Consider the following 561-nt stretch of genomic DNA (forward strand, 5'->3'; position numbering starts at 1 on the left):
TTCTGGTTTGAGTTGATTGTTCCGACGACACGTTTTTGAAACCCACATGAGTCTGATAGTCCGTGTCAATTACACGAGCGAAGTCTATCGATTCTCTCTACGAGGAATGCAAGGATTTCGACCTTGTGCTCGTGCCGGACGCGCCGATGGCAAGCGCCCTGAACCGACGTCTTGACCAACCCCACTTCGGACCCTTCGCGATCACCCCACGGCGCCTGGCGGCTCGACGCCGAGAACAGGCCGAAGATCGACTCGCGTTTCTCGAAATCATCGAGACGACTGATCTCAACTGGAAGGAGACGTCCTATGCGGTCGGGAACATCCTCCAGTGCTGGGAGTACCAAGGGACGGCTGAGGCTGTTCTCGACTACGACCAGTTCGCGACGATGGCAACGCACACCGCTGTCGACTGCATCGCCGATATGGACACGACGTCCACGCGCCTCACCGAGTACAGCATCGACGCCGACACGTCGGTCGCTGTCGTCGGATTCAAGCAGCTCACCGAACTCGAACGCTCGATCCTTCCTCCAGACTACGAGACGGTCGACCCATTCACCG

The 561-nt window shown here is 57.9% G+C and carries 1 pseudogene; it reads left to right on the plus strand.

Annotated features, from left to right (window positions below):
- Window positions 1–62 precede the first annotated feature (62 nt).
- Window positions 63–561: pseudogene (locus C5B91_RS21360) on the plus strand (hypothetical protein); the annotation flags it as partial.

The sequence above is a fragment of the Haloferax sp. Atlit-10N genome, assembly GCF_003586325.1.
Lineage (GTDB): Archaea > Halobacteriota > Halobacteria > Halobacteriales > Haloferacaceae > Haloferax > Haloferax prahovense.